Origin of the sequence: Burkholderia cenocepacia (assembly GCF_900446215.1) — a bacterium.
Classification (GTDB): Bacteria; Pseudomonadota; Gammaproteobacteria; order Burkholderiales; family Burkholderiaceae; genus Burkholderia; species Burkholderia cenocepacia.
This window is the reverse complement of the sequence record NZ_UAQZ01000003.1, coordinates 95,839-113,024: the sequence shown is the minus strand read 5'-3', so window position 1 is coordinate 113,024 and position 17,186 is coordinate 95,839. Positions and strand designations below refer to the sequence as shown.

Below are 17,186 nucleotides of genomic sequence, written 5' to 3'. Positions count from 1 at the left end.
GCAAGCCATCGTCATACCGTCGGCACGGCCGCCCGATCGAGGCTGCGCAGGAACGTGTCGGCCGCCTGATAGCCGACCACCCGGCCGATCTCGTTGCCGTTGCGATCGAAGAAGATGATGCCCGGCGGCCCGAACAGGTTGAAGCGCTTGAGCAGCGCCTGATCGTCCGGGTTGTTCGCGGTGACGTCCGCGCGCACGAGGTGAAGCCGCGCGAGCCGCGCCTGCACGCGCGCGTCGGTGAACGTCAGATGCTCCATCTCCTTGCAGCTCACGCACCAGTCGGCATAGAAGTCGAGCATCACGGGCCGGCCCGACGTCTTCAGCAACGCGTCGAGTTCGCCGCTGGAGCGCACCGGCGCGAACGCGGGGCCGTCCGCGGCAGCCGCACCGGCCGTCGCCGCACCGCCGGACGCCACCGTACGCGCCGCCAGCACGGCCAGCGGCTTGACGGGATCGGTCGAGCCCGCAGCCAGGCCCACGAGCAGCGTCGCGGCCCAAATCGCGAGCGCGGCGCCCACGCCGCGGCCCAGGCGACGCCAGATCGACGCGGCGCCGGCGTTCGGCGTGAACAGGCCGAGCGCCGCCGCCGCGATCAGCAGCCACAACGCCGCGAGCACCATCTTCAGCCCGCCGGCCAGCACCGGCCACACGATCCACAGCGCGGCCGCGAGCAGCACGATGCCGAAGAACACCTTCACGCCGTCCATCCACGCGCCGGCGCGCGGCAGCACCGTCCCGGCCCCGACGCCGACCACCAGCAGCGGCACGCCGAGGCCGAGCCCCATCGCGAACAGCGCCGCGCCGCCGAGCAACGCGTTGCCGGTATGCGCGATGAACGCGAGCACCGCGAACAGCGGCGCCGTCATGCACGCGCCGACGACCAGCGCCGACAACGCGCCCATCGCCGCGACCGCGACGAAGTGGCCGCCCTGGCGCGCGCTCGATGCCTCGGCCGCGCCGTTCTGCCAGCGCTCCGGCAACGCGATGTCCTTGCCCGAGATCAGCGACACTGCAAACGCGGTCAGCAGCACGCCGAACGCGCCAAGCACCCACGGATTCTGCAGCCACGCGCCGAGGCTCTGGCCAACCAGCGCGGCGGCGATGCCGAGCACCGTGTAGACCAGCGCCATGCCGACCACGTAGGTCAACGACAACGCAAAGCCACGCGCATGCGTCGCGCGCGTGCCCTGGCCGATGATGATCGCGGACACGATCGGAATCATCGGATACGAACACGGCAGCAGGCTCAGCACGACGCCCGCGACGAAGTAGAGCGCGACGATCGTGAAGAAGCCGTGGCCTTCGAGCAGCGACTGCGCGAAATCGGCGCTCGTGACCTTGTCGAACCAGCTACCCGCGGCAGCCGTGTCGCCGGACGACGATGCGGCGCCGAGCGCGGCGCCATCGACCTTCATCACGTGCTCGGCCGGCGGATAGCAGATCCCTTCGTCCGCGCAGCCTTGCGACGTCACCGCGAGCTCGAACGGCCCGGCCGCCTGCTTCACCGGCACGTGAACGACGACTTCGTCGCGATAGGTCTCGACGTCCTTCTGGAACGTCTGGTCGAACTTCACGTGGCCGGCCGGGAACTGCGGCTCGCCGAGCGTCGCCTGGCCACTCTTCACCGCGAACGCGAACCGCTCGCGATACATGTAATAGCCGTTGGCGATCTTGAAGCGGACGTCCACCTGTCCCGGCGATTCGCTCGCGCTGAACTTGAACGCGACCGACGGATCGAGGAAATCGTCGGCCGCGCGCGCGACGGACAGACCGCCCAGCACGAACACGAACGACAACAGGACCGCAACAAACCGCAGCGCGCGCACGCGCACCGAAAGCGCCATACCGTTAAACATGAAATAGACGTTGAGTTTCGTTGGTCACCCACTGGCCATACGCGGCCGATGCCGTCGTTTGCCACGAGACGATTTCAGGCGTCTCGTAAGGATGATGCGCGACAATAAATCGCTCCAGTTCGAGCGCTCGCACGGGACTCGTCTTGAACAGCAACTGGATCTCTTCGGCCGTTTCGACCTTGCCCTGCCAGTGATAGCGCGACTTGATCGTGCCGAGCTCCGATACGCATGCGGCCAACCGCGCGTCGAGCGCGCCGTCGGCAAGCGCCGCAGCCGTCGCCGCATCGGGCACCGTCGTCAGCATCAGCACCACTATCATCCGCGCCCTCCTCGCTGGTCTGCCGGCTCCTGCCGGCGCCGGTCACCCCGTTCAGGGGCCGCACCGGTTGCCCCGTATCGTAACGCAGCCCGCGCGACGCTGCCGGCACCGGCCTGCGACAATCGATCGCAGCCGACATCCCAAAAACAAAAAGGGCCAAGCATTCGCTCGGCCCCTTTCAGATCCTGCTGCGTACCGGAAGCTTACTCAGCTTCTTGCACGTTTTCCGTTTCGTCGACTTCCGGACGGTCGAGCAGTTCGACCAGTGCCATCGGTGCGTTGTCGCCCACGCGGAAGCCGAACTTCAGCACGCGCAGGTAGCCGCCCGGACGGTTCGCGAAACGCGGACCGAGCACGTCGAACAGCTTCGCCACCGAGTCACGATCGCGCAGGCGGTTGAACGCCAGGCGACGGTTTGCCAGCGACGGCTTCTTGCCGAGCGTGATCAGCGGCTCGACGACTTTACGGAGTTCCTTCGCCTTCGGCAGCGTCGTCTTGATGACTTCGTGCTCGATCAGCGAGTTGGACATGTTACGGAGCATAGCCAGACGGTGGCTGCTCGTGCGGTTCAGTTTCCGCAGACCATGACGATGGCGCATTTCAGTTTCCTTGATTCAAAGTTTTGATCCAGCTCTTCTATCGCACCTCGGAGGGTGCACGGGCCGGTAACGAAAAAAAGCAAGGTGCGGATTTTAAAGGAAAATCCGCATCTTTGCCAACTACAGCAACAACCGGGCTTACTTGTCGAGACCAGCCGGCGGCCAGTTCTCGAGCTTCATGCCCAGCGTGAGACCGCGCGAAGCGAGCACTTCCTTGATCTCGTTGAGCGACTTGCGACCGAGGTTCGGCGTCTTCAGCAGCTCGTTTTCCGTGCGCTGGATCAGATCGCCGATGTAGTAGATGTTCTCGGCCTTCAGGCAGTTCGCCGAACGAACCGTCAGCTCGAGATCGTCCACCGGACGCAGCAGGATCGGATCGATCTGCGGTGCACGCGACGGCGCTTCGGCTGCCGTTTCCGTGCCTTCCAGCGCCGCGAACACGGACAGCTGGTCGACCAGGATGCGGGCCGACTGGCGGATCGCTTCTTCCGGCGTGATCACGCCGCTCGTCTCGATGTTCATCACGAGCTTGTCGAGGTCGGTACGCTGCTCGACACGTGCGCTTTCAACCGCGTAGCTCACGCGGCGAACCGGCGAGAACGAGGCGTCGAGGACGATGCGGCCGATGATCTTGGCCGTGTCTTCGCCGTAGCGACGGACGTTGCCGGGCACGTAGCCGCGACCCTTTTCGATCTTGATCTGAACGTCGAGCTTGCCACCCTTCGACAGGTGCGCAATCACGTGATTCGGGTTGATGACTTCGCAATCGTGAGCCAGCTCGATATCGCCGGCCGTCACGACGCCTTCGCCTTCCTTGCGCAGCGTAACCGTCACTTCGTCACGGTTATGCAGCTTGAACACCACGCCCTTCAGGTTCAGCAGCAGGTTGACGACGTCTTCCTGCACGCCATCCAGCGTCGAGTACTCGTGCACCACGCCTGCGATCGTGACTTCGGTCGGCGCGTAGCCTACCATCGACGACAGCAGCACGCGGCGAAGCGCATTGCCCAAGGTGTGGCCGTAACCGCGTTCGAACGGTTCCATGACCACCCTCGCGTGGTTCTCGCCCAGCGATTCCACGGCGATGATCTTGGGTTTCAGCAAACTGGTTTGCATGGGCTTTCCTTTTCAATACCCTCGGCTCGTTACACCGATAAGGCTGACCGGTAACAACCAGAAAATAAACAGCCGAGGCCCCTCCTTGCGCAACGCAATCGGGGTACCTCGGCCGTCAATCGGATTAACGCGAATACAATTCGACGATCAGGCTTTCGTTGATGTCGCCTGCGATTTCAGCGCGTTCCGGCATTTGCTTGAACGTGCCTTCGAACTTCTTCGCATCGACTGCAACCCAGCTCGGCATGCCGCCTTGCTCGGCCAGCGACAGCGCTTCGACGATACGCGCCTGCTTCTTCGCCTTTTCGCGGATCGCGACGACGTCACCCGCCTTCACTTGCTGCGACGGGACGTTCGCGACGACGCCGTTCACGGTGATCGACTTGTGGCTCACCAGCTGACGCGCTTCAGCGCGGGTCGAGCCGAAGCCCATGCGATACACGACGTTGTCGAGGCGCGACTCGAGCAGTTGCAGCAGGTTTTCACCCGTGTTGCCCTTGCGGCGATCGGCTTCGGCGAAGTAACGACGGAACTGACGCTCCAGCACGCCGTAGATACGCTTGACCTTCTGCTTTTCGCGCAGCTGCGTACCGTAGTCGGACGTACGTGCGCCCGAGGTACGGCCGTGCTGACCCGGCTTGCTGTCGAGCTTGCACTTGTCGGCGAGCGAGCGGCGTGCGCTCTTCAGGAACAGGTCGGTGCCTTCACGGCGGGACAGCTTGGCTTTGGGGCCGATATAACGTGCCACTTTGCATTCCTTTATCAATCAGTCACGCGGATCGAAATCCGCGCTAGTCCGCTCCCTTTGGGGCGAACGGTGGGCTTAGTCAATCAAAAAAGCAACGCCCGTCGACGCTGAGCGGCGACAGGCAATGCGCTAGCACGAACGTGCCAGCACATCCTTAGATACGACGACGCTTCGGCGGGCGGCAGCCGTTGTGCGGAATCGGGGTGACGTCCGAAATCGCGGTGATCTTGATGCCGAGGCCGTGCAGTGCGCGCACTGCCGACTCGCGACCCGGGCCCGGGCCCTTGATCCGCACTTCCAGATTCTTCACGCCGTATTCCATCGCGACGCGGCCAGCCGACTCGGCTGCGACCTGAGCAGCGAACGGCGTCGATTTGCGCGAGCCCTTGAAGCCCTGACCGCCCGACGTCGCCCATGCCAGAGCGTTGCCTTGGCGATCGGTGATCGTGATGATCGTGTTGTTGAACGACGCGTGAACGTGAACCACGCCTTCAGCGACGTTCTTCTTAACCTTCTTGCGAACGCGTTGCGCCGCGGTGTTCGAAGCCTTAGCCATTACGTTTTCCTGTAACTGTCAGTTCCGCTTACTTCTTCAGCGCTTGCGCTGCACGACGCGGACCCTTGCGGGTACGTGCGTTCGTACGCGTACGCTGACCGCGCATCGGCAGGCCCTTGCGATGACGGACGCCGCGGTAGCAACCGAGGTCCATCAGGCGCTTGATGTTCATCGTCACTTCACGGCGCAGATCGCCTTCGACGACAAACTTGCCTACTTCTTCACGCAGCTTTTCCAGGTCTGCGTCGGTCAGATCCTTGACCTTCTTCGAAAAATCGACGCCAGCTGCCACGCAGATGCTGCGCGAACGGGTGCGGCCGATACCGAAGATAGCCGTCAGGCCGATCTCGGTATGCTGGTGATTCGGGATGTTAACCCCTGCGATACGAGCCATTGTTTTTCCTCAAACAAAAAGCGCAAACAAACGCGCGGTCAGCCTTGGCGCTGCTTGTGGCGCGGATCCGAGCTGCAGATCACGCGAACGACGCCTTTGCGCTTGATGATCTTGCAATTGCGGCAAATGCGCTTAACCGATGCCATCACTTTCATGATAATACCCTTTTTTCAAATCACTTCGCCCGGAACACGATCCGCGCACGAGACAGATCGTAAGGCGTCAATTCAACCGTCACCTTGTCGCCCGGCAGGATGCGGATGTAGTGCATCCGCATCTTCCCGGAAATATGCCCCAACACGACATGGCCGTTTTCCAGCTTCACGCGGAAGGTCGCATTCGGGAGGTTTTCAATCACCTCACCCTGCATCTGGATTACATCGTCTTTGGCCATAGTCCTTTCAACGCATCGGGATGTTGCCGCCCTTGAAGTTAGCCTTCTTGAGCAGTGACTCATACTGTTGCGACATAACGTACGACTGCACCTGCGCCATAAAGTCCATCGTGACGACGACAATGATCAGCAGCGACGTTCCACCAAAATAAAACGGCACGTTCCAGCGCAGCACCAGGAATTCCGGCAGCAGACACACGAAGACGATGTAGATCGCACCGGCCAGCGTCAGACGCGTGAGGATGCGGTCGATATATCGTGCGGTCTGATCGCCCGGACGGATGCCCGGAACAAACGCGCCGCTCTTCTTCAGGTTGTCTGCGGTCTCCCTGCTGTTGAACACCAGTGCGGTGTAGAAGAAGCAGAAAAACACGATTGCCAGCGTGTACAGCAGCACATAGACCGGCTGGCCCGGCTTCAGCGCTTCCGCAACGTTATGCAACGTATTGGAAATCCAGCTTCCTGTCGGCTGACCGGTACTGAACCAGCCGAGAATCGTTGCCGGGAACAGAATGATCGACGATGCAAAGATCGGCGGAATCACGCCCGACATGTTCAGCTTCAGCGGCAGATGCGACGACTGCCCACCGTAGATCTTGTTGCCGACCTGACGCTTTGCGTAGTTCACGAGGATCTTGCGCTGACCGCGTTCGATGAACACGACCAGGTAAGTCACCGCGGCGATCAGAACGACGATGATGATCGCCGAAATGATGCTCATCGAACCCGTACGCACCAGCTCGAACAACCCACCCACGGCATTCGGGAACCCTGCTGCGATCCCGCCGAAGATGATGATCGAGATACCGTTGCCCAGACCACGCTCGGTAATCTGCTCACCGAGCCACATCAGGAACATCGTGCCCGTTACCAGCGTCACGACCGTCGTCAGACGGAACAGCATGCCGGGATCGGTGACGAGGCCCGGCTGGTTTTCCAGCGCAGCCGCGATACCGAATGCCTGGAAGGTCGCGAGCACCACGGTGAAATACCGCGTGTACTGCGTGATCTTCCGTTGCCCTGCCTGCCCTTCCTTCTTCAGCGCCTCGAGCTGCGGCGAAACGATCGCCAGCAACTGCATGATGATCGACGCCGAGATGTACGGCATGATCCCCAGCGCAAAGATCGTGAAGCGGGAAAGCGCGCCACCCGAGAACATGTTGAACATGCCCAGGATGCCGCCCGCCTGGCTCTGGAACAGCTTAGCCAGTTGATCCGGATCGATGCCCGGCACGGGAATGTGCGCGCCGATGCGATAGACGATCAGCGCCAGGAGCAGGAACATCGCTCGCCGGCGCAGATCGCCGAATTTCGCCGTGCTTCGACCGGGTTTTGCAAGACTCGGGCTGTTAGCCAAGTACCTTCTCCGATGAATGCAAGTGACGACGCGCTACGCGTGTCACTCGGCGAACGAACCGCCAGCCGCTTCGATCGCAGCGCGCGCACCCTTGGTGGCACCGAGACCCTTCACGACGATCTTGCGCTTCAGTTCGCCCGTCGCGATGATCTTTGCGCTCTTCGTCAGCTCGCCGACCAGGCCGGCTTGCTTCAGTGCGAGCAGATCGATCTCGTCGACCGGCAGCTTCTCGAGGTCGCCCAGGCGCACTTCACCGACGAATTCCTTCGTCAGCGACGTGAAGCCGCGCTTCGGCAGACGACGTTGCAGCGGCATCTGACCGCCTTCGAAACCGACTTTGTGGAAGCCGCCCGAACGCGATTTCTGACCCTTGTGACCACGGCCAGCCGTCTTGCCGAGGCCCGAACCGATGCCACGACCGACGCGACGCTTGGCGTGCTTGGCGCCAGCTGCCGGCTTCAGGTTATTCAATTCCATATCAACTCCTTGATCCGTAGGGCCGCTTACGCGATGACCTTAACGAGGTACGAGACCTTGTTGATCATGCCGCGGACCGCCGGCGTGTCCTGCAGCTCGCTAACCGAGTTGAGTCGGCGCAGGCCCAGGCCACGCACGGTCGCGCGGTGCGATTCGCGGGTCCCGATCAGGCTCTTGACGAGCTGAACCTTGACAGTTTTTTCAGACATGGTGACCACCCGGGCTTAGCCCAAAATTTCTTCGACGGACTTGCCGCGCTTCGCCGCGATGTCTGCTGGGGTCGACTGCTTACGCAGGCCGTCCAGCGTGGCGCGAACGAGGTTGTACGGGTTCGTCGAACCGTGGCTCTTCGCCACGACGTTCTGAACGCCCATCACGTCGAACACTGCGCGCATCGGGCCGCCGGCGATCACGCCCGTACCTGCCTTCGCCGGAGCGAGGAGGACAGCGGATGCGCCGTGCTTGCCGTGCACTTCGTGTTGCAGCGTGCCGTTCTTGAGCGGCACCTTGAACATGTTGCGGCGAGCTTGTTCCATTGCCTTCTGGACAGCGACCGGCACTTCCTTCGCCTTGCCCTTGCCCATACCGATGCGGCCATCACCGTCGCCAACCACGGTCAGTGCGGCGAAGCCGAGAATACGGCCACCCTTCACGACCTTGGTCACGCGGTTGACCGAAATCATCTTTTCGCGAAGGCCGTCGTCGCGCTCGTCAGCCTGAACTTTCGCTTGCATCTTTGCCATGACGAATTCCTTCCTTAGAACTTGAGCCCAGCTTCGCGAGCTGCCTCAGCCAGCGCCTTGACGCGGCCGTGGTAGCGGAAGCCCGAGCGGTCGAAGGCGACGGATTCGATGCCGGCAGCCTTTGCCTTTTCGGCAATACGCTTGCCGATCAGCGTCGCGGCATTGACGTTGCCGCCCTTGCCCGACTTGTCGGCCAGTTCTGCGCGCACTTCCGCTTCGAGCGTCGACGCGCTGGCCAGCACCTTGGTGCCGCAGGGCGAGAACACTTGAGCGTAGATGTGCGTGTTCGTGCGATGCACGGCGAGACGCGCGACCTGCAGCTCAGCGATCTTGATACGCGTCTGGCGAGCGCGGCGCAGGCGAGATTGAGTCTTATCCATGATTGCGCACCCTTACTTCTTCTTCGTTTCTTTGAGGATCACAACCTCGTCGGCATAACGCACGCCCTTGCCCTTGTACGGCTCCGGCGGACGGTAACCGCGGACTTCCGCAGCCACTTGACCGACTTGTTGCTTGTTGATCCCCTTGATCACGATTTCGGTTTGCGTCGGGGTTTCAGCCTTGACGCCTTCCGGCATCTGGTGCACCACCGGGTGCGAGAAACCCAGCGACAGGTTCAGCTTGTCGCCTTGCGCTTGCGCACGGTAACCGACGCCAACCAGCGTCAGCTTGCGCTCGAAACCCTTGGTCACGCCGTGCACGGCATTCGCGATGATCGCGCGCATCGTGCCCGACAGTGCATTTGCTTCGCGGCTTTCGTCGACCGGCGACAGATTCAGCGTGCCGTCGTTGTTCGCCACGTTCACGAGCGGATTGATCGCTTGCGTGATGGTGCCCAGCGGGCCCTTGACGGTGATTGCACCGTCGGCCAGCTTGACTTCCGCGCCTTGCAGCGCGATCGGGCTCTTACCTACTCGAGACATGTTTCTCTCTCCTCGGCTTTAAGCGACGTAGCAGATGACTTCGCCGCCGACGCCGGTAGCGCGCGCCTTGCGGTCGGTCATCACGCCCTTCGGCGTCGACACGATTGCCACACCGAGGCCATTCATGACCTGCGGAATGTCGTTACGGCCGCGGTACACGCGCAGACCAGGCTTCGACACGCGCTCGAGGCGTTCGATGACCGGGCGACCTGCGTAGTACTTCAGCGCGATATTCAGTTCGGACTTCGCACCTTCCGCCTTCACGGCGAAATCGTCGATATAACCTTCGTCCTTCAGGACTTGCGCGATTGCAACCTTGACCTTCGACGAGGGCATCGCGACCGATACCTTCTCGACCATCTGCGCGTTGCGGATGCGAGTCAGCATATCGGCGATAGGATCACTCATGCTCATTTACGTTTCTCCTATTACCAGCTCGCCTTGGTCAGGCCAGGAATCTCGCCACGGAATGCGATTTCACGAATCTTGTTACGCGCGAGGCCGAATTTACGGAACGTGCCACGCGGACGGCCCGTGATCGCGCAGCGGTTACGCTGGCGGGTCGGGTTTGCGTTGCGGGGCAGTTGCTGCAGCTCCAGGCGTGCTTCGTAGCGCTCTTCTTCCGACTTGCTTTGGTCTTCGACGATCGCCTTCAGCGCTTCGCGCTTTGCTGCGAACTTCGCGACCAGGCGGGCGCGCTTCTTTTCACGTTCGATCAGTGCCAGTTTAGCCACGGTAACCTCAGTTTCTGAACGGGAACTTGAAGCTGGCGAGCAGAGCCTTTGCTTCGTCGTCGGTCTTCGCAGTCGTCGTGATGCTGATGTTCAGCCCACGCAGTGCGTCGATCTTGTCGTAATCGATTTCGGGGAAAATGATCTGCTCTTTCACACCGATGTTGTAGTTGCCACGGCCATCGAAAGCACGACCCGACACGCCGCGGAAGTCACGCACGCGGGGCAGGGCAACCGTCACGAAACGGTCGAGGAATTCGTACATCGCGCGGCCACGCAGCGTCACCATCGCGCCGATCGGGTAACCCTGGCGGATCTTGAAGCCTGCGATTGCCTTGCGGGCCTTCGTGACGACCGGCTTCTGGCCGGCGATCTTCGTGAGGTCGCCAACGGCGTTCTCGATGATCTTCTTGTCAGCGATCGCTTCGCCAAGACCCATGTTCAGCGTGATCTTGGTGATGCGCGGCACTTCCATGACCGACTTGTAACCGAACTTCTCGATCAGGCCGGGCACAACCTTTTCTTTGTAAAACTCTTGAAAACGAGCCATTTTTTACTCCGCTGCGTCAGGCGCTCAGTACGGCACCGGTCGTCTTCAGGAAGCGAACCTTCTTGCCTTCCTCGACCTTGATGCCAACACGCGACGCCTTGCCATTCGCGTCGACCAGTGCGACGTTCGAAATATGCAGGGGCATCGTCTTCGCTTCCACGCCGCCCGTCGTACCCTTCATCGGGTTCGGCTTCACATGCTTCTTGACGAGGTTGATACCTTCAACCGTCACATGTTCAGCACCGACAGCCAGCACGACGCCGCGCTTGCCCTTGTCCTTGCCAGTGACGACGATGACTTCGTCACCTTTGCGAATCTTGTTCATCGCGACTCCTTACAGCACTTCCGGCGCCAGCGAAACGATCTTCATGAATCGTTCGCTACGCAGCTCACGCGTCACCGGCCCGAAAATACGGGTGCCGATCGGCTCGAGCTTGTTATTCAAAAGCACAGCGGCGTTGCCGTCGAACTTGATCAGCGAGCCGTCTTGACGGCGCACGCCCTTGGCGGTGCGGACCACCACGGCGTTGTAAATTTCGCCTTTCTTCACGCGCCCGCGCGGCGTTGCCTCTTTGACGCTCACCTTGATGATGTCGCCAATGCCGGCATAACGACGCTTCGAGCCGCCGAGCACCTTGATGCACAGGACTTCACGTGCACCCGTGTTGTCGGCTACTTCGAGCCGAGATTCGGTCTGGATCATGGTTTGTCTTTCCCAACTTAATCCGGATGCACCACCATGATGCATTCGGTCAGTCTTGGTCCCGTCAGCCAATCGGCTGCTTGGGTTGGAACAGCAGCGACGGCAAACGAAACCCGCCATCGCAATTCGGTGAATCTTTCGGACAGGCAGGCGCCAGTCCGCTTCCCCCACCAACTTCGCCCGCGACGGGGCTCCCATAAAGAGGGAAGACCGGGATTATAACAAATAATCCCGGTCACGCAAGCAAAAACTTTGCGATTTCAAGCACTTCGTGGAGAAGTGCCCGTTACTGCCTACTGCGCTGCCCGCTTAGATGACGCGAGCGGCTTCGACGAGGCGCGACACCGTCCAGGCCTTCGTCTTCGAAACAGGACGCGTTTCCTGAATTTCGACGAGATCGCCTTCGTTGTAGGTGTTCGCTTCATCGTGCGCGTGGTACTTCTTCGAACGCACGACATACTTGCCGTAGATCGGGTGCTTGACGCGGTGCTCGATCAGCACGGTGACGGTCTTGTCCATCTTGTTGCTGACGACCCGACCGACCAGCGTCCGCTTCAGCGAGGTTTTCACGCTATCGTTCATTTCTGGTTCGCCTTCTGAGTCATGACGGTCCGCACACGTGCGATGTCGCGACGAACCTTCTTCAGCTGGCTCGTGTTCGTGAGCTGCTGGGTCGCGAGTTGCATGCGCAGGCCGAATTGCGCCTTCAGCAGGTCCGCCAGCTCCTTGTTGAGCGCGGCCTGGTCTTTCTGGAGAAGTTCGGAAGCCTTCATGTTTTCTCCTTAGGCGCCGAGCTGGCGCACGATGAATGCCGTCTTCAGCGGCAGCTTGGCTGCAGCCAGACGGAACGCTTCGCGTGCCAGTTCTTCGGTTACGCCGTCCATTTCATAGAGCATCTTGCCCGGCTGAATCTCGGCGACGTAGTACTCCGGGTTACCCTTACCGTTACCCATACGCACTTCGGCCGGCTTCTGCGAAATCGGCTTGTCCGGGAAGATCCGGATCCAGATACGGCCGCCACGCTTGATGTGACGCGTCATTGCACGACGCGCCGCTTCAATCTGACGTGCGGTCAAACGACCGCGACCGATCGCCTTCAGGCCGAATTCACCGAACGACACTGCGTTGCCGCGCGTCGCCTTGCCGGTGTTACGACCCTTCTGCTCTTTACGATACTTTCTGCGTTTCGGTTGCAGCATCGTTATTCTCCAGTCTTGCCGTCTTCGGGCTTGCCGGCGCCACGGCGCGGTGCGCCACGACGAGCACCCGGAGCGCCGCCTTCGCCGTCACGGCGCGGACGACGGTCGCCCGGACGCGCATTGCGACGCGGACGCTTGTCTTCGGCTACTTCTTCCACCACCGGTGCGTCGTTGCGGCCGAGCGTATCGCCCTTGTAGACCCACACCTTGACGCCGATGATCCCGTAAGTCGTCTTCGCTTCCGAAGTCGCGTAGTCGATATCAGCACGCAGCGTGTGAAGCGGCACGCGACCTTCGCGATACCACTCCGTACGAGCGATTTCGATACCGTTCAGACGGCCTGCGCTCATGATCTTGATGCCTTGGGCACCCAGACGCATCGCGTTCTGCATCGCACGCTTCATCGCGCGACGGAACATGATCCGGCGCTCGAGCTGTTGCGTGATCGAGTCAGCGATCAGCTGAGCATCGGTTTCCGGCTTGCGGATTTCTTCGATGTTGACGTGAACCGGCACGCCCATGCGGCGTTGCAGTTCCGTCTTCAGCTGTTCGATATCCTCGCCCTTCTTGCCGATGACCACGCCCGGACGCGAGCTGTAAATCGTGATGCGCGCGTTCTTCGCCGGACGCTCGATGACGACCCGACCGACCGAAGCGTTCTTCAGCTTCTTCTTCAGGTATTCACGAACACCGATGTCTTCCTGCAGCATCGCCGCGAAATTGTTGTTGTTCGCGTACCAACGCGAAGCCCAATTGCGGCTGACAGCCAGGCGGAAGCCAGTCGGATGAATTTTCTGTCCCATCGTATGGCTCCTTAATTCCCGACCGTCACAGTGATGTGACAGGATTGCTTCTCGATGCGGTTACCGCGGCCCTTTGCGCGCGCGGTGAAACGCTTGAGCGATGCAGCCTTGTCGACGTAGATGCTCTTGATCTTGAGCTCGTCGATATCAGCGCCTTCGTTGTGCTCCGCATTCGCGATTGCCGACAGCACAACCTTCTTCACGATGCCAGCCGCCTTCTTCGGCGAGAACGTCAGAACGTTCAGCGCCTTGTCGACCGGCAAACCGCGGATCTGGTCAGCCACAAGGCGCGTTTTTTGCGCCGAGATGCGGGCACCGCGATGAATTGCTTTCACTTCCATCTTGATTGCCCCTTATTTCTTGGCCTTCTTGTCGGCTGCGTGACCCTTGAACGTACGGGTCAGTGCGAACTCGCCAAGCTTGTGGCCGACCATGTTTTCCGAGATGTACACCGGAACGTGTTGACGGCCGTTGTGAACAGCGATCGTCAGGCCGATGAAATCCGGCAGAATCGTCGAGCGACGCGACCAGGTCTTGATCGGCTTTTTGTCGCGCGAAGCTGCAGCCGCCTCAACTTTCTTCAGCAAATGGGCGTCGCAGAACGGACCTTTTTTAACAGAACGTGCCATTGCCTACTCCTTAACGCTTGTGACGGCGCTGGACGATCATCGTCGTCGTGCGCTTGTTGCTGCGGGTGCGGTAACCCTTAGCCGGCGTACCCCACGGGCTCACCGGGTCGCGACCTGCAGCCGTCTTGCCCTCACCACCACCGTGCGGGTGATCAACCGGGTTCATCGCAACGCCACGCACCGTCGGGCGGATACCGCGCCAGCGGTTCGCGCCAGCCTTGCCGATCTGGCGCAGGCTGTGCTCTTCGTTGCCGACTTCACCGATCGTTGCACGGCACTCGATGTGCACGCGGCGGATTTCGCCCGAACGCAGACGAACCTGCGCGTAGACGCCTTCGCGTGCCAGCAGCATGGCCGACGTGCCAGCCGAACGCGCCATTTGCGCACCCTTGCCCGGCAGCATCTCGATGCAGTGGATCGTCGTACCGACCGGAATGTTGCGGATCGGCAGCGTGTTGCCTGCACGGATCGGCGCTTCCGAACCCGACATCAGCTGTTGGCCGACGGTCAGGCCCTTCGGGGCGATGATGTAGCGACGTTCGCCGTCTGCGTAGAGCACCAGCGCGATGTTCGCGCTGCGGTTCGGGTCGTACTCGAGACGTTCGACCTTTGCCGGGATGCCGTCCTTCGTGCGACGGAAATCGACGATACGGTAGTGCTGCTTGTGACCACCACCCTTGTGACGCGTGGTGATACGACCGTTGTTGTTACGGCCGGCGGTCGAGCTCTGCGAGTCGAGCAGTGCCGCGAACGGCTTGCCCTGGTGCAGGTTCTTGTTGACCACCTTGACCATCGCGCGGCGACCCGGCGATGTCGGCTTAACTTTAACGATTGCCATGATTACTTGGCCTCCGCTTCAAAGTTGATTTCCTGGCCGGGCTTCAGGCAGACGTACGCCTTCTTCACGTCCTTGCGGCGGCCCATCGAACGGCCAAAGCGCTTTTGCTTGCCCTTCTGAACCAGCACGTTGACGGAATCAACTTCAACCTTGAACAGCAGCTCGACAGCCGCCTTCACTTCCTGCTTCGTGGCATCCGGTGCGACTTCGAACACGACTTGCTCGTTCTTGTCGGCAACCAGCGTCGCCTTTTCCGAGATCACCGGTGCGAGCAGGACCTGCATCAAACGATGATCGTTCTTGCGAATCTCGCTCATGACAGCAACTCCTCGATCTGGGCGACCGCAGCCTTCGTGACCAGCACTTTCTTGAAGTAGATCAGCGACAGCGGGTCAGCGTAGCGCGGCTCGACAATCGCCACGTGCGGCAGGTTGCGCGAAGCCAGGTACAGGTTCTCGTCGACCGTGTCGGTGATGATCAGCACGGAGTCGAGACCCATGGTCTTGAATTTGTCGGCCAGCAGCTTGGTCTTCGGCGCTTCGAGGATGATGTCCTCGACGACCGACAGACGGCCTTCACGGGCCAGCTGCGAGAAGATCGAGCAGAGACCTGCGCGATGCATCTTCTTGTTGACCTTGTGCGAGAAGTTTTCTTCCGGCGAATTCGGGAAGATACGACCACCGCCACGCCACAGCGGGCTCGACGACATACCGGCACGAGCGCGGCCCGTACCCTTCTGGCGCCACGGCTTCTTGGTCGTGTGCTTGACTTGCTCACGGTCCTTCTGTGCGCGGTTACCCTGGCGAGCATTCGCCTGGTAAGCGATGACGACCTGGTGGATCAGCGCTTCGTTGTAGTCACGACCGAACACGACGTCCGATGCGTTGACCACTGCACCTTCCTGACCATTTTCGTTCAGGAGCTTGAGTTCCATTATTTCGCCCCCTTGGTCTTGACGGCCGGCGTCACGAAGACCTTGCCGCCCTTCGCGCCCGGAATCGCACCCTTCACGAGCAGCAGCTTGCGCTCTGCGTCGATACGAGCGATTTCGAGGTTCTGCACCGTCACCGTCACGTCACCCATGTGACCCGTCATGCGTTTACCCGGGAAAACACGACCCGGATCCTGCGCCATACCGATCGAGCCCGGCACGTTGTGCGAGCGCGAGTTACCGTGCGTGGCACGGCCGGAGGAGAAGTTGTAACGCTTGATCGTACCGGCGTAGCCCTTACCGATCGACACGCCTTGCACGTCGACCTTCTGGCCCACTTCGAAAAGATCTGCACCGACCACGGCGCCATTCGACAGCTCGGCTGCCTTGGCCGCGTCAATGCGGAATTCCTTGAGGATTTCACCGGCTTCGACACCGGCTTTGGCGAGATGACCTGCCAGCGGCTTCGTCACGCGCGATGCGCGGCGGGAGCCGAATGCAACCTGCACGGCCGTGTAGCCGTCGGTTTCAACAGTCTTGATCTGCGTCACGCGGTTGTCCGACACGTCCAGCACGGTGACGGGAATCGAATCCCCTTCCGCCGTGAAGATACGGGTCATGCCAACCTTGCGACCTACGAGTCCAAGGCTCATCATTTTCTCCATTCCCGACTGCGATTGGTCGGGGCTGATTTACAAAATGCCGGGCACGCAAGGCCCAACTTTTTTACGCGAATACGCGAAAAGCCAAGCAGTATAGCCCGACTTCTCGATTTCCGCAAGCAATACAAAGACTTAGCGCCATCCGGTACGCCGGTCGGCGCCGAAAGCCTTACTGCAGCTTGATTTCCACGTCGACGCCAGCCGGCAGGTCGAGCTTCATCAGCGCGTCGACGGTCTTGTCCGTCGGGTCGACGATGTCCATCAGGCGCTGGTGGGTACGGATTTCGAGCTGATCGCGCGACGTCTTGTTGACGTGCGGCGAACGCAGGATGTCAAAACGCTGGATGCGCGTCGGCAGCGGCACCGGGCCACGGACGATTGCGCCAGTCCGCTTCGCGGTATCGACGATTTCGGCAGCCGATTGATCGATCAGACGATAGTCGAAAGCCTTCAGGCGAATGCGGATTTTCTGTTGCTGCATGACAATTCCTTGAAAAGAGCGAGGCGATATTGCATCGCCGGACACTAAAAGAACGTGAAACATGACACCAGCGGGGAGCGAAGCATCAGGTTCCGGACGGTACTTCCACTGCTAAGCCCGCGATTCTACACGAAATTCCGGAGCAGTGTGGCGTGTTTCTCGGCCCGCGCAACGCGC

31 protein-coding genes are annotated in these 17,186 nt (G+C 60.9%); all 31 read right to left on the bottom strand.

Going from position 1 to position 17,186, the window contains the following annotated elements; all coding sequences use genetic code 11:
* Positions 1 to 11 precede the first annotated feature (11 nt).
* Positions 12 to 1,856 (bottom strand): protein-disulfide reductase DsbD, encoded by a 1,845-nt coding sequence (gene dsbD / locus DTA15_RS11235; RefSeq protein WP_012492294.1) that lies wholly within the window; start codon positions 1,854 to 1,856, stop codon positions 12 to 14.
* Complete coding sequence (cutA, locus tag DTA15_RS11230; RefSeq protein WP_006494457.1) at positions 1,849 to 2,175, bottom strand: divalent-cation tolerance protein CutA; 327 nt, start codon at positions 2,173 to 2,175, stop codon at positions 1,849 to 1,851. Before cutA ends, dsbD begins: the two co-directional genes overlap by 8 nt.
* 203 nt (positions 2,176 to 2,378) lie before the next feature.
* On the bottom strand, positions 2,379 to 2,774 hold the full coding sequence (rplQ, locus tag DTA15_RS11225; protein ID WP_006477175.1) for a 50S ribosomal protein L17: 396 nt from the start codon (positions 2,772 to 2,774) through the stop codon (positions 2,379 to 2,381).
* A gap of 138 nt (positions 2,775 to 2,912) precedes the next feature.
* Entirely contained in the window at positions 2,913 to 3,890 is a 978-nt protein-coding gene (locus DTA15_RS11220) for a DNA-directed RNA polymerase subunit alpha (protein ID WP_006477176.1), read from the bottom strand.
* Positions 3,891 to 4,014: 124 nt separating this feature from the next.
* Positions 4,015 to 4,638, bottom strand: coding sequence for a 30S ribosomal protein S4 (rpsD, locus tag DTA15_RS11215; protein ID WP_006477177.1), 624 nt, complete (start codon positions 4,636 to 4,638; stop codon positions 4,015 to 4,017).
* Positions 4,639 to 4,792: 154 nt separating this feature from the next.
* On the bottom strand, positions 4,793 to 5,194 hold the full coding sequence (gene rpsK / locus DTA15_RS11210) for a 30S ribosomal protein S11 (protein ID WP_004197937.1): 402 nt from the start codon (positions 5,192 to 5,194) through the stop codon (positions 4,793 to 4,795).
* A gap of 28 nt (positions 5,195 to 5,222) precedes the next feature.
* On the bottom strand, positions 5,223 to 5,588 hold the full coding sequence (gene rpsM / locus DTA15_RS11205; RefSeq protein WP_006400641.1) for a 30S ribosomal protein S13: 366 nt from the start codon (positions 5,586 to 5,588) through the stop codon (positions 5,223 to 5,225).
* A gap of 38 nt (positions 5,589 to 5,626) precedes the next feature.
* Positions 5,627 to 5,743, bottom strand: a complete 117-nt coding sequence (rpmJ, locus tag DTA15_RS11200) for a 50S ribosomal protein L36 (protein WP_004199844.1) — start codon at positions 5,741 to 5,743, stop codon at positions 5,627 to 5,629.
* Positions 5,744 to 5,763: 20 nt separating this feature from the next.
* Positions 5,764 to 5,982: a translation initiation factor IF-1 gene (gene infA / locus DTA15_RS11195; protein ID WP_004521905.1), complete on the bottom strand. Its 219-nt coding sequence runs from the start codon at positions 5,980 to 5,982 to the stop codon at positions 5,764 to 5,766.
* A 7-nt stretch (positions 5,983 to 5,989) separates the two neighbouring features.
* On the bottom strand, positions 5,990 to 7,339 hold the full coding sequence (secY, locus tag DTA15_RS11190) for a preprotein translocase subunit SecY (RefSeq protein ID WP_006482915.1): 1,350 nt from the start codon (positions 7,337 to 7,339) through the stop codon (positions 5,990 to 5,992).
* 42 nt (positions 7,340 to 7,381) lie between these two features.
* Positions 7,382 to 7,816: a 50S ribosomal protein L15 gene (rplO, locus tag DTA15_RS11185; RefSeq protein WP_006482880.1), complete on the bottom strand. Its 435-nt coding sequence runs from the start codon at positions 7,814 to 7,816 to the stop codon at positions 7,382 to 7,384.
* A 26-nt stretch (positions 7,817 to 7,842) separates the two neighbouring features.
* Positions 7,843 to 8,025, bottom strand: a complete 183-nt coding sequence (gene rpmD, locus DTA15_RS11180) for a 50S ribosomal protein L30 (RefSeq protein ID WP_006400644.1) — start codon at positions 8,023 to 8,025, stop codon at positions 7,843 to 7,845.
* 15 nt (positions 8,026 to 8,040) lie between these two features.
* Positions 8,041 to 8,559, bottom strand: a complete 519-nt coding sequence (rpsE, locus tag DTA15_RS11175; protein ID WP_006482895.1) for a 30S ribosomal protein S5 — start codon at positions 8,557 to 8,559, stop codon at positions 8,041 to 8,043.
* Positions 8,560 to 8,573: 14 nt separating this feature from the next.
* Complete coding sequence (rplR, locus tag DTA15_RS11170; RefSeq protein ID WP_006477183.1) at positions 8,574 to 8,939, bottom strand: 50S ribosomal protein L18; 366 nt, start codon at positions 8,937 to 8,939, stop codon at positions 8,574 to 8,576.
* Positions 8,940 to 8,951: 12 nt separating this feature from the next.
* Positions 8,952 to 9,482: a 50S ribosomal protein L6 gene (gene rplF, locus DTA15_RS11165; RefSeq protein ID WP_006477184.1), complete on the bottom strand. Its 531-nt coding sequence runs from the start codon at positions 9,480 to 9,482 to the stop codon at positions 8,952 to 8,954.
* Between the two features lie 18 nt (positions 9,483 to 9,500).
* The gene (rpsH, locus tag DTA15_RS11160; RefSeq protein WP_006477185.1) at positions 9,501 to 9,896 is read right to left on the bottom strand and encodes a 30S ribosomal protein S8; all 396 of its coding nucleotides are present in this window, start codon (positions 9,894 to 9,896) and stop codon (positions 9,501 to 9,503) included.
* A gap of 14 nt (positions 9,897 to 9,910) precedes the next feature.
* The gene (gene rpsN / locus DTA15_RS11155; RefSeq protein WP_006482884.1) at positions 9,911 to 10,216 is read right to left on the bottom strand and encodes a 30S ribosomal protein S14; all 306 of its coding nucleotides are present in this window, start codon (positions 10,214 to 10,216) and stop codon (positions 9,911 to 9,913) included.
* A 7-nt stretch (positions 10,217 to 10,223) separates the two neighbouring features.
* Positions 10,224 to 10,763: a 50S ribosomal protein L5 gene (gene rplE / locus DTA15_RS11150; protein ID WP_006482882.1), complete on the bottom strand. Its 540-nt coding sequence runs from the start codon at positions 10,761 to 10,763 to the stop codon at positions 10,224 to 10,226.
* 16 nt (positions 10,764 to 10,779) lie between these two features.
* Positions 10,780 to 11,088 carry a 50S ribosomal protein L24 gene (gene rplX, locus DTA15_RS11145; RefSeq protein ID WP_006477187.1) on the bottom strand — a complete coding sequence of 103 codons (309 nt, stop codon included), beginning with the start codon at positions 11,086 to 11,088 and terminating at the stop codon, positions 10,780 to 10,782.
* Positions 11,089 to 11,097: 9 nt separating this feature from the next.
* The gene (rplN, locus tag DTA15_RS11140; RefSeq protein ID WP_006482918.1) at positions 11,098 to 11,466 is read right to left on the bottom strand and encodes a 50S ribosomal protein L14; all 369 of its coding nucleotides are present in this window, start codon (positions 11,464 to 11,466) and stop codon (positions 11,098 to 11,100) included.
* A gap of 309 nt (positions 11,467 to 11,775) precedes the next feature.
* Entirely contained in the window at positions 11,776 to 12,048 is a 273-nt protein-coding gene (gene rpsQ / locus DTA15_RS11135; RefSeq protein WP_006477189.1) for a 30S ribosomal protein S17, read from the bottom strand.
* Positions 12,045 to 12,239: a 50S ribosomal protein L29 gene (gene rpmC / locus DTA15_RS11130; RefSeq protein WP_006400652.1), complete on the bottom strand. Its 195-nt coding sequence runs from the start codon at positions 12,237 to 12,239 to the stop codon at positions 12,045 to 12,047. The genes rpsQ and rpmC overlap by 4 nt, the downstream gene beginning before the upstream one ends.
* A gap of 9 nt (positions 12,240 to 12,248) precedes the next feature.
* The gene (rplP, locus tag DTA15_RS11125) at positions 12,249 to 12,665 is read right to left on the bottom strand and encodes a 50S ribosomal protein L16 (RefSeq protein ID WP_006482873.1); all 417 of its coding nucleotides are present in this window, start codon (positions 12,663 to 12,665) and stop codon (positions 12,249 to 12,251) included.
* Positions 12,666 to 12,667: 2 nt separating this feature from the next.
* Positions 12,668 to 13,468 (bottom strand): 30S ribosomal protein S3, encoded by an 801-nt coding sequence (gene rpsC / locus DTA15_RS11120; RefSeq protein WP_006482899.1) that lies wholly within the window; start codon positions 13,466 to 13,468, stop codon positions 12,668 to 12,670.
* 11 nt (positions 13,469 to 13,479) lie between these two features.
* On the bottom strand, positions 13,480 to 13,809 hold the full coding sequence (rplV, locus tag DTA15_RS11115; protein WP_004199272.1) for a 50S ribosomal protein L22: 330 nt from the start codon (positions 13,807 to 13,809) through the stop codon (positions 13,480 to 13,482).
* A gap of 12 nt (positions 13,810 to 13,821) precedes the next feature.
* Positions 13,822 to 14,097: a 30S ribosomal protein S19 gene (gene rpsS / locus DTA15_RS11110; protein ID WP_004199273.1), complete on the bottom strand. Its 276-nt coding sequence runs from the start codon at positions 14,095 to 14,097 to the stop codon at positions 13,822 to 13,824.
* A gap of 10 nt (positions 14,098 to 14,107) precedes the next feature.
* A complete protein-coding gene (gene rplB / locus DTA15_RS11105) occupies positions 14,108 to 14,935 on the bottom strand; it encodes a 50S ribosomal protein L2 (protein WP_006482900.1) in 828 nt (275 codons plus the stop codon).
* Between the two features lie 2 nt (positions 14,936 to 14,937).
* Positions 14,938 to 15,252, bottom strand: a complete 315-nt coding sequence (gene rplW, locus DTA15_RS11100) for a 50S ribosomal protein L23 (RefSeq protein ID WP_004199275.1) — start codon at positions 15,250 to 15,252, stop codon at positions 14,938 to 14,940.
* The gene (rplD, locus tag DTA15_RS11095; protein WP_006482894.1) at positions 15,249 to 15,869 is read right to left on the bottom strand and encodes a 50S ribosomal protein L4; all 621 of its coding nucleotides are present in this window, start codon (positions 15,867 to 15,869) and stop codon (positions 15,249 to 15,251) included. Before rplD ends, rplW begins: the two co-directional genes overlap by 4 nt.
* Positions 15,869 to 16,519 (bottom strand): 50S ribosomal protein L3, encoded by a 651-nt coding sequence (gene rplC / locus DTA15_RS11090; RefSeq protein WP_006482922.1) that lies wholly within the window; start codon positions 16,517 to 16,519, stop codon positions 15,869 to 15,871. Before rplC ends, rplD begins: the two co-directional genes overlap by 1 nt.
* A 178-nt stretch (positions 16,520 to 16,697) precedes the next feature.
* Positions 16,698 to 17,009 (bottom strand): 30S ribosomal protein S10, encoded by a 312-nt coding sequence (rpsJ, locus tag DTA15_RS11085; protein ID WP_004199280.1) that lies wholly within the window; start codon positions 17,007 to 17,009, stop codon positions 16,698 to 16,700.
* Between the last annotated feature and the right edge of the window lie 177 nt (positions 17,010 to 17,186).